Source organism: Burkholderia sp. Bp9143, assembly GCF_003853645.1.
Classification (GTDB): domain Bacteria; phylum Pseudomonadota; class Gammaproteobacteria; order Burkholderiales; family Burkholderiaceae; genus Burkholderia.
The window spans coordinates 1-347 of the sequence record NZ_QTPO01000185.1; the positions used below are offsets into that span (position 1 = coordinate 1).

Sequence of the window (347 nt, forward strand, 5' to 3'; positions counted from 1 at the left end):
GAATCGAACGACAGCGTCGAGCCGCTGGCCGTCGCGAAGATCCTGAAGGCGCTGGTCGACAAGGAACAGCCGCAGCTCGTGATCCTCGGCAAGCAGGCGATCGACGACGATTCGAACCAGACGGGCCAGATGCTGGCCGCGCTGGCCAACCTGCCGCAAGCGACGTTCGCATCGAAGGTCACGATCGCCGATGGCAAGGCAACGGTCGCACGCGAAGTCGACGGCGGCGCGGAAACGCTGTCGCTGACGCTGCCGGCGGTGGTCACCACCGACCTGCGCCTGAACGAGCCGCGCTACGTGACGCTGCCGAACATCATGAAGGCGAAGAAGAAGCCGCTGGAAACGGT

At 65.1% G+C, this 347-nt stretch carries 1 pseudogene; it reads left to right on the plus strand.

The features are described 5' to 3' along the window. A pseudogene (locus DIE23_RS39270) lies at positions 1 to 347 on the plus strand (electron transfer flavoprotein subunit beta/FixA family protein); the annotation flags it as partial.